The sequence below is a fragment of the Actinomadura sp. NEAU-AAG7 genome (genome assembly GCF_018603865.1).
GTDB classification, from domain to species: domain Bacteria; phylum Actinomycetota; class Actinomycetes; order Streptosporangiales; family Streptosporangiaceae; genus Spirillospora; species Spirillospora litoris.
Genome location: NZ_JAHFZY010000001.1, coordinates 706,973 through 715,976, shown reverse-complemented (window position 1 = coordinate 715,976; position 9,004 = coordinate 706,973). Strand labels below are relative to the sequence as shown.

The window sequence follows — 9,004 nt, the reverse complement described above, 5'->3', positions numbered from 1 at the left end:
CGGACAACGCTTTTCGGGGGCGGTCCGGTTAAAACAACGATCCGCCCTATCGTTGCCGCACCACTAAAGATCACGAAGTGCCGGGCGAAAGTCGATTGCGATCCACGAGCAGCGATGCCGAGAATCCCCTGCGAGCCCTTGACAATGCTGATCATGGTGGGTTATCCCTATACACAGGCCCGCCATGGAATCACTTATGGCGACCGGAACGGGGAGTGTGCGACGAAAAGGCATTTCGCTTTGCATGTATTGCACGTCGAGGCGGTCACCACGCCTTCTTGAACCGCATGCGGCGTCACTGGTGAACGCTTGGATTCAGATCGCCTGCCACATCACGGGGGACGGAGGGCCGAGGTGACGGTATCGGAACCGGCGAACGGTGTGATGCGGAAGGCCGCGCCCGCGGCGGCGCGAGCCCAGGCGGCGCGAGCCCAGGCGGCGCGGGCCAAGGCGCCGCGTCCCCACGCCGGCATGACGCCCGCCAACGGCGCTCTGATGCTCGACCGGGCGGCCAAACCGCGGCGCACCGGCCTTGAGCTGCCACCGGAACTCCCCTTCGAGACCTGGCAGCGCATCGGCGGCCAGATCGCCCTCATCTCCGATTCCTCGAACTGGTGGCTCGGAGACTGGCTCGCCTACGGAACGTCCTACTACGCCGACCGGTACCGGCGGGCCGTCGAGGAGACCCGGCTCGATTACCAGACGCTGCGGAACTGCGCCTGGATAGCGCGGCGATTCCCGATGGCGCGGCGCCGGGACAAGCTCAGCATGCAGCACCATGCCGAGGTGGCCCGGCTGCCCGTCGAGCAGCAGGAGCTCTGGCTCGACCGTGCCGAACGGCACCGCTGGTCGCGCAACCGCCTGCGGGCCGAACTGCGCAGGCTCGGGGAACTCGGCCGCGTGAACGCGGACCAGTCGTCCGTCAGGGTGGACATCGACATCCCGCCGGACAAAGAAGCGGCATGGTCGCGCGCGGCGGGCCGGGCGAATTCCTCCCTGGCGGAGTGGATAATCCTCGTGCTCGATGACGCGGCGGCCTCCGCGCTCGACATCGCGGGATCGGCGCACGGCGGGGACGCGAGCCGGCAAGAGGCCGCGCATCCCGCCTGAATCCGCCGGCGAGAAGAGATTATTCTTCGCCGTCCGGCGAACTCTCCGCCCGCTCTATCATGATCGGATGTCAATTGCGGGTTTTGTCTCCCAGGCCAGCGACCTGCGGGAGTGCCGGGCCGGGACGGAGCTGTTCGCCCGTCCGGAGATCCAGGAGTTCTTCCAGCGGGTGACCGGCCCCGATGCCGCGATCGCGGACCTCGCGGGGCCGGCGGAGAGCGGGGACGTCTTCCGCGCCGGGATGGCCGCCTTCCTGTGCGGGGTGATGGTCGAGCGCGGCGGTTCGGCGCCCGTGGCGGCCGAGGTCGTCCTCCCCGTCATGAGGCGCGAACTGCTGCGGGCCCGCGAGCTCACGGCGGAGAAGGCGGCCGAGGACGAGGTCTTCGAGCGTTCGCCCGACCTCGTCCGGGCCCACCACACGCTGCCGTTCGTCCTGCTCGCGGCGATGACGACGCTCAGCCGCGACGAAGAGGCCAGAAAGCGCCTGCGCGCCGATTCCGATGTCGTCGCCCTGGTGGCCGAATTGGAGGGGCGGTACGAGACGCTCTACTACGTCCGGGAGGTGCTCGCCCTTCTGGACGGCCAGGAGATCCTGCTGGCCGACCCGCGCAACCGCCGTGCGTTCCTCCTCGGCCTGACCGGCGTGCGGAACGTGATGTACCACTTCTTCGCGCTGGCGCAGGACGCCCTGCTCAGGCACGCCGGTCCCGGCTATCTCGCGGCGGAACCCACCGATCCCGCCGCCGTGCGCTACGCCGCGAACGACGGCCTGACCGAGGACGAGCGCCGGGCCGCCCAGAACCTGGTCGACCACCAGCGCTTCGGCTTCCAGTATCCGGGGGCGAAGGACGGCGTCCCGGTCCCGGCGATGTTCTTCCCCGGTTCGGCCGCGTTCTCCGACGTCCCGGTCATCAACGGCGTCCCGACCCTTTTCCTGGAAGAACGCTCCGTCAACGCCCAGTGGTCGCCCACCAATATGTACCCGGTCCTGCACGAGGCCCTGAAGGCACAGGTCACGCTGCGGGAGCTACCGTCCGCGGAAGCGGAGGCCCGGTTCGCCGTCCTCGGCTGACCGGCTCCACGCGCGGCGGCCGCCGCCCTCGCCGGGCGCGGGTGATCGTCAGGACGAGGTCCGGCGCGCGGCGAGCAGCGGGCCGATCACCTGGGTGCCGGGGCCGATGCGCCCGCCGGGGCCCGGCAGCTGGGTGGTGTTGTCGACGGTGAGTTCGCTGCCGCAGTGGGCGCAGGCGGTGATGGCCTGGGTGTCGTGTCCGCATTCCAGATGGTGGACGCGCACGGGCGGCCCCGACTCCCCGTACCAGCGGTCGCCCCAGCGCATCAGCGCGAGCAGGACGGGATACAGCTCCTCGCCCTTCTCGGTCGCCAGGTAGTGCTCGCGCGGCGGATGGTCCTGGTAGCGCTCGCGGACCAGCACGCCCTCCTCCACCAGGCGGGACAGCCGGGCGGCCAGGATCTTGCGCGAGATGCCGAGGTCGCGGGCGAGGTCGTCGAAGCGGGTCACGCCGAGCACGACGTCCCGCATGATGAGCGCCGTCCACGCGTCCGCGAACAGGTCGGTGGCGCGCGCGATCGAGCAGGCGACGTCGGCGAGCGGGGTCCTTGTCACCCCCCCAGCCTACGTCGGGTTCCCTGGGGAGACTAAGATGAGTGTCCTAAGGAAACTGACTCGGAGGAGTGTCCATGGGACCCGCCATCGAACTCGACTCGCGCGCGGCCGGAGCCATCGACGGCCGCCACATCCGGGCCCTCACCTTCCAGGACGTGCGGATGGAGTACGTGACCTCCGTCCTGAACCGCCTCGACATCCCCTGCTCCGGACGCACGGCGCTGGTCATCGGCAGCGGACGCGGTCTCCTCGCCCAGGGGCTCGCCCGCCTCGGCCTGGGCGTCGTCGCGCTGGACCCGTCCCGTGAGGCGACCGCGATGGCCCAGGAGGCCGACACCGAGTCCGTGCAATACATGACCGCCCGCGCCGAGGATCCGGGGCTGGCCGACGCGTCCTTCGACGTCCTCTTCTACGCCGACACCTTCGAGATCACCGACGACCTCGACCGGGTCGTCGCGCACGCGGCCAGGCTGCTGCGGCCGGGCGGCGTGCTGTTCTACGACACCGTCAACCGGACGCCGCTCTCCCGGCTGATCTACCTCGGGGCCTTCCAGGCGCTGCCGCAGACCCGGATCATGCCGCGCGGCCGCTACACCGCCGCGCGCCTGCGCACCCCCGCCGAGGTCGCCTCCGCGCTGGCCGCCCATGGGCTGAAGAACGAGGACGTCTGCTCCTTCAAGCCCACGAACGTCCTCGACCTGGTCAAAGCCACCGTCGCGCGCCGCAGCGGAAAGATCGACGACCGGGCGGTGAAGGAAATGACGAGCTTCATCCTCGAACCCGAGGGCAAGCCTCTGGTCACCTATCTCGGGCATGCCCGTACAAAACACTAGAAGAAGGGCGAACCGATCCTCCTGCGGGAGGACAATGGCCGGATGAGGCAACTCAATGGGCTGGGCGCGTCGCGAACCACACAATTACGATGTGGTGCTCACATACGCCGAATAGGACGGATGGAACGCGCGCCGCCATGCTGGGTTATCCCTCCGACTGGGCCTTGGTCGACGTGGAGACCTCCGGGTTCCGGCCCGCCGAGCACCGCGTGCTGGCCGTCGCCCTGCTGACGGTCGGCTCCGACGGGGAGGTGACCGGGGAGTTCTCGTCCCTGCTGAATCCCGGCTGCGATCCCGGGCCGGTCCACATCCACGGGCTGACCCCGGAGCGGCTGGCGGGCTCGCCCCGCTTCGAGCAGATCGCGGCCCGGATCGCCGCCCTTCTCTCGGGCCGCGTGATGGTCGCCCACAACGCGCGCTTCGACTACGACTTCCTGGCGCAGGAGTTCGTCCGCGCCGGGCTGCGGCTGCCGGTCGAGAAACGATTGTGCACGCTTGCCCTGAACCGCCGGCTGTCCCCTCCCACGCCGAATATGCGACTGGGGACACTGGCCGCTCACTACGGCATCGTCCAGCGCAGAGCGCACGACGCGGCCGACGACACCCGCGTGCTCGCCGGGGTGCTGCGCGGCTCGCTGACCGCCGCCGCCCGGCTCGGGCTCAGCCTGCCGCTGGTGTCCTGCCCGCCGCGCCGGGGCCTGTCCGGCGGCGGGTATCCGGCCCGGCTGCCCAAGGTCCCCTGTGACTACCGCAACCCCGGGCGCCTCACCGCCGGCGGGCCGCTCGTCCAGGGCATGAAGGTGGCGATCACCGGCGACACCCGGACGCCCCGCGCCGAGTTGGCGGCCAAGGCCGCGGCGGCGGGGCTGAACATGATGTCGATGGTCAGCCGCCATACGAGCGCGCTGGTCACCAATGACCCGAGGACCTCCAGCGCCAAAGGTCGGCGCGCCGCCGCCGAGGGCGTCCCGGTCATCGACGAGTCCACGTTCATGCGGCTGCTGCGGGACGTCCGGCCCGGCGTCCCGCACGAACTCGGGTCACCGCCTCCAGCCGCCGCCCCGAAACGAGCCGCGCCTTCCGCACGTCCCGCCAAGGCCCTGACCGGGCGGCGCGTCCTGGTCCTGGGCGGCTCGCATCCGCGGGCCGCGTCGATACGGAACCGGGTCACCGAACTCGGAGGCTCGGCCGCCGTCAACCTCTCCAGCAGCGTCACCGACGTCGTCATGCTCCCGGGCGCGGACCGCGACCGGCGCACGCCCCGGATCCACGACCTCGGGCTGCCCGTCCATGACGAAGGCTGGCTGCGGGACCCTGAGACGACGGCGGCGACACCCGAGGAGGCCGCGATCCTCGTCCTGCCGCGCGGCGGCGCCACCGACCTGCCGGCCACCGCGCGGACCTGGACCGTCGGCGCGGCGTGGGCGCACCAGGTGACCTGCGACATCGACCTCGTCGCCTTCGCCCTGGACGGCGACGGGCAGGTCGCCCGGGACGAGGACCTCGTCTTCTACGGCGCGCCCGAGGCCCCCGGCGGGACCATCACGCTCTCCGCGGACGGCCCCGCCGAGCAGTCGATCACCATCGACACCGCGCACCTCCCCCCGGCCGTCCAGCGGGTCGTCATCGCGGCCGCCATCGACGGCACCGCGACGTTCGGCACGGTCGGCGCCGTGGAGATCACGGTCGCGCCCGGCAGCAGCGAGGCCCCGCTGGCACGCGCCACCCTCGACGCCGGAACCACCGAGCGCACGATGCTGCTGGCCGAGGTCTACCGGCGCGGCCCGTCCTGGCGCCTGCGCGCGATGGGCCAGGGCTACGACCACGGCCTGGACGAGTTGGCGCGCGGCTACGGCGTCGACATCGACGACTGAGGCCGCACCCGGCTCAGCAGCCGGATCAGGATGGCCGCGACCAGGGTCACCGCCGCGTTCACGGCGATGGCCGGGTGGACGCCCTCCGGTGTGGTGGCGATGCTGCTGAGCAGCGGAATGCCGATCGTCATGCCGACCTGCTGCGCCATCGCGCTCAACCCGGTGGCCAGTCCTTGCTCGTGGTCGGGTAGGCCGGATGTGACGGTGACGACATACGCCACGACGGCCACCATGTTGCCGAAGTAGCAGGCCGCCAGCGCCGCCACGACCCACCAGGCGTTTCCGGCGGCGAGCAGCCCGGCGGCGGACACCCCCTGGAGGGCCAGCCCCAGCGCCAGGACGCCGGAGGCGTCCATCGGGCCGATGAGGCGGGGCGCGACCGCGCCTCCGGCCAGCGCGAGGAGCCCGGCGGCGCCGAAGGCGAGGCCGGTGGACGCGGCGTCCAGGCCGAGCGTGTCCTGGAGGTGGACGGTCATCAGGAAGGTCGCGCCGGTGGCCATGCTGACCGTGGTCAGGCCGCCGAGGACGCCCAGGCCGACCGTCCGCCGCCGCAGGATGTGCACGGGCGCGAGCGGATCGGGGCTGCGCAGTTCCACGATCCAGAACGCGGCCAGCAGGACGGCGGCGGGTACCAGCGCCCAGCGCGCGAGGCCCCCGGTCGTGACGCCCCACACCAGCGCCAGCAGCCCGAGCGTGACGGTGATCGCGCCGGGCAGGTCGAGCCGTGACGTGCGGCCGCGTCCCTCCGGCACCAGCCGGAGGACCGCGACGAGGATGACCAGCGCCACCGGGACGTTGACCAGGAACGCCCAGCGCCAGCTCCAGAACCCGGTCAGCAGCCCGCCGAGCAGGGCGCCGCAGGTGAACCCGGCCGCCGTGACCGCGCCGTTGAGCCCGAGCGCCCGCGCACGCAGCGGCCCCTCGGGGAACGCGGTCGTGATCAGCGACAGCGCGGCGGGCGCGGCGATCGCGGTGGACAGCCCCTGGACGGCGCGGGCCGACAGCAGCGCGGCGGGCGTGTGGGCCGTCCCGCCGAAGACGGAGGCGGCGGTCAGCAGGCCGAGCCCGATCACCAGCATCCGGCGGCGGCCCGCGAGGTCGGCGACCCGTCCGAACAGCAGCGTGAACCCGGCGGCGGGCAGGGCGTAGGCGGTGGCCACCCACTGCAACGTGTCGAGGCCGAGGCCCACGCCCCGGCCCACGGCGGGCAGGGCGACGTTGAAGATCGAGAAGTCGGCGGCCAGCATGAACTGGGTGCCGAGCAGGAGCGCCAGCACCGCCTTCTGGCGCGGGCCCATGCGGGCGGCCGGGGCGTCGATGCGCGTGGTCATGGCTTCCGAGCGTGCCGGCGGGCCCGGCGCTTACCCAGTCACCCCGTTTTCCTACGCCTGGCAGGGTCAGGCTCGCCGCGCACGCGACGGGCATGATGCCTGTATGGCTGCGAGTACGGAATTGGGGCGGTTCCTTCGCGTGCGCCGCGACCGGCTCACCCCCGAGGACGTCGGCCTGGACCCCTACGGGTCGCGGCGCCGCGTCCCGGGGCTGCGGCGGGAGGAGCTCGCCCAGCTCGCCGGGGTGAGCGTCGCCTACTACACCCGGCTGGAGCAGGGGCAGAGCGCCAACGCCTCGGACGAGGTGCTCGACGCGATCGGGCGCGCCCTCCGGCTGGACGAGGAGGAGCGGGCCCACCTGCGCGGCCTGGCCAGGCCGCCGCGCAAGGGCGCGCGGCGCTCGCGGCCCGAGCGCGTGCGCCCCGCCACGCTCGCCGTGCTGCGCTCGATGGACCTCAACCCCGCGCTCATCCTGGGCAGGGCCGCCGACATCCTGGCCTGGAACCGTCCCGCCCACGCGTTGCTGGCCCCCCACCTCCCCCTGGACGCTCCGGACCGCCCCTCCGACCGCCCCAACATGGCGCGGCTGGTGTTCCTGGAACCGCACACACGCGACCTGTACGCCGACTGGCCGGCCAAGGCCCGCGACACCGTGGCCTACCTGCGCAAGGCCGCCGGGCAGTGGCCCGACGACCCGGCGCTGACGGAGCTGGTCGGCGAACTGGCCGTGAAGAACGAGGAGTTCGCCGCCCTGTGGGCGCGCCATCCGGTCCGCGACTGCCACTCGGTCACGGTGACGTTCTGGCATCCGCTGGTGGGTGAGATGAAACTCGCGGAAGAGGTGTTCCGCCTCCAGGAACAGCCCGACCAGCGCCTGGCCGTCTTCGCCGCCGAGCCCGACTCGGCATCCGAGTCGGCCCTCCGCCTGCTCTGCGCCCTGTGAGAGCAGCGGCACCGCCGCCGCGCCGCTTCCGTCGGGCACCGCGCCCGACCCGCCTTGAGGTCGAGCGCGGACGGGAAAGCGTTTGGCCTGGTCCGAGTTGCGGATCTAGATTTGGTCCACGTGCGGATCATCTCCCTCAACGCCTGGGGCGGCGCGATGTTCGACGCGCTCGCGCCCTGGCTCGACACGTGCGGCGCCGACGTCCTGTGCCTCCAGGAGGTCACCCGCACACCCGCGCTGGGCGGGTGGACGCGTTTCGACGACGCCGACCGGTCGCTGCCCCAGCGGGCGGACCTCCTGGCCGATGTCCGCGCCCGGCTGCCGCGCCACCAGGGGCTGTTCGCGGTGAGCGACGCGGGGCCGGTTCAGGATCACGAGGGGCGGCGGCACCGGCAGGACTTCGGGGTGGCCACCTTCGTCGGCGCGTCCCTGCCGGTGGTCGGCATGCGGTCGGCGTTCGTGCACGGCGACTACACCGAGCACCGCGACGAGTGGCCGAACGACGGGCGGCCGCGCGCCGCGCTGGCCGTGCGCGTGCACGACCGGCGGGCCGAGCGGTTCGTCACCGTCGTCAACCTCCACGGGCTGCGCGACCCGCGCGGCAAGGCCGACACCCCGGCCCGGCGCGCGCAGGCCGAACGGCTCGCGGACCTCGTCAGGGGAGCGCGCGGGGACGGTGACATGACCGTCGTGTGCGGCGACTTCAACCTGCTCCCGGACAGCGAGACCTTCCAGATCCTCGCCGACCTCGGGTTGACGGACCTCGTCGGCGACGCCGACACCAGGACCTCGCGCTACCCCAAGCCGCTCCGGCACGCCGGTTACGTGCTGGTCTCCGACCCCGCCGGGGTGGAGCGGTTCGAGATCGCGGCCGCGCCGGAGGTGTCCGACCACCGCGCCCTGCTGCTCGACCTCTAGGTCAGGTGGCGGCCTCGTCGGTGCGGGCACCGGCGAGGATGGCGTCCAGCAGTCCCGGGTAGCGGGCGTCCAGGTCGTCGCGGCGCAGCGTCAGCAGGTTCTCCCGGCCGGACGGCTCCTGGATGATCACCCCGCTGTCGCGGAGCACGCGCCAGTGGTGGGTCATGGTGGATTTGGCCGCGATGCCGAGCTCGGTGAGCACGCTGCCGCAGTTGCGCTCGTCGCCGCCGTCCAGCAGGCGGACGGCGGCCAGCCGCACCGGATGGCCGAGCGCGGTCAGCACCCCGTCGATGCGGATCTGGTCACGGTCCGGGTGGCGGTACCTCATGGTCCCACCGTAGCGCGACAGTCGAACAATTGCCCCTTGC

Annotated in this window: 9 protein-coding genes; 6 read left to right on the top strand and 3 right to left on the bottom strand. The window is 72.2% G+C overall.

Annotated elements, in window-relative coordinates:
- Positions 1-354: 354 nt before the first annotated feature.
- The gene (locus tag KLI87_RS03345; protein ID WP_308165830.1) at positions 355-1,110 is read left to right on the top strand and encodes an LmbU family transcriptional regulator; all 756 of its coding nucleotides are present in this window, start codon (positions 355-357) and stop codon (positions 1,108-1,110) included.
- Positions 1,111-1,177: 67 nt separating this feature from the next.
- The gene (locus KLI87_RS03340; protein ID WP_214615777.1) at positions 1,178-2,182 is read left to right on the top strand and encodes a hypothetical protein; all 1,005 of its coding nucleotides are present in this window, start codon (positions 1,178-1,180) and stop codon (positions 2,180-2,182) included.
- Between the two features lie 48 nt (positions 2,183-2,230).
- Here the strand turns inward: KLI87_RS03340 and KLI87_RS03335 are convergent, their stop codons facing one another.
- Positions 2,231-2,737 carry a helix-turn-helix domain-containing protein gene (locus KLI87_RS03335; protein ID WP_214615776.1) on the bottom strand — a complete coding sequence of 169 codons (507 nt, stop codon included), beginning with the start codon at positions 2,735-2,737 and terminating at the stop codon, positions 2,231-2,233.
- Positions 2,738-2,811: 74 nt separating this feature from the next.
- Here KLI87_RS03335 and KLI87_RS03330 point away from each other — a divergent pair, with 74 nt between their 5' ends.
- Positions 2,812-3,570, top strand: a complete 759-nt coding sequence (locus tag KLI87_RS03330) for a methyltransferase domain-containing protein (protein ID WP_214615775.1) — start codon at positions 2,812-2,814, stop codon at positions 3,568-3,570.
- A 137-nt stretch (positions 3,571-3,707) separates the two neighbouring features.
- Positions 3,708-5,444, top strand: coding sequence for a DEDDh family exonuclease (locus KLI87_RS03325; protein WP_214615774.1), 1,737 nt, complete (start codon positions 3,708-3,710; stop codon positions 5,442-5,444).
- Here KLI87_RS03325 and KLI87_RS03320 read toward each other — a convergent pair.
- A complete protein-coding gene (locus KLI87_RS03320) occupies positions 5,420-6,775 on the bottom strand; it encodes an MFS transporter (RefSeq protein ID WP_214615773.1) in 1,356 nt (451 codons plus the stop codon). The genes KLI87_RS03325 and KLI87_RS03320 overlap by 25 nt on opposite strands.
- 103 nt (positions 6,776-6,878) lie before the next feature.
- Here KLI87_RS03320 and KLI87_RS03315 point away from each other — a divergent pair, with 103 nt between their 5' ends.
- On the top strand, positions 6,879-7,718 hold the full coding sequence (locus KLI87_RS03315) for a helix-turn-helix transcriptional regulator (protein WP_214615772.1): 840 nt from the start codon (positions 6,879-6,881) through the stop codon (positions 7,716-7,718).
- A gap of 120 nt (positions 7,719-7,838) precedes the next feature.
- The gene (locus tag KLI87_RS03310) at positions 7,839-8,636 is read left to right on the top strand and encodes an endonuclease/exonuclease/phosphatase family protein (protein WP_308165829.1); all 798 of its coding nucleotides are present in this window, start codon (positions 7,839-7,841) and stop codon (positions 8,634-8,636) included.
- A gap of 1 nt (position 8,637) precedes the next feature.
- Here the strand turns inward: KLI87_RS03310 and KLI87_RS03305 are convergent, their stop codons facing one another.
- Entirely contained in the window at positions 8,638-8,964 is a 327-nt protein-coding gene (locus tag KLI87_RS03305; RefSeq protein ID WP_156220362.1) for a helix-turn-helix transcriptional regulator, read from the bottom strand.
- Positions 8,965-9,004 lie beyond the last annotated feature (40 nt).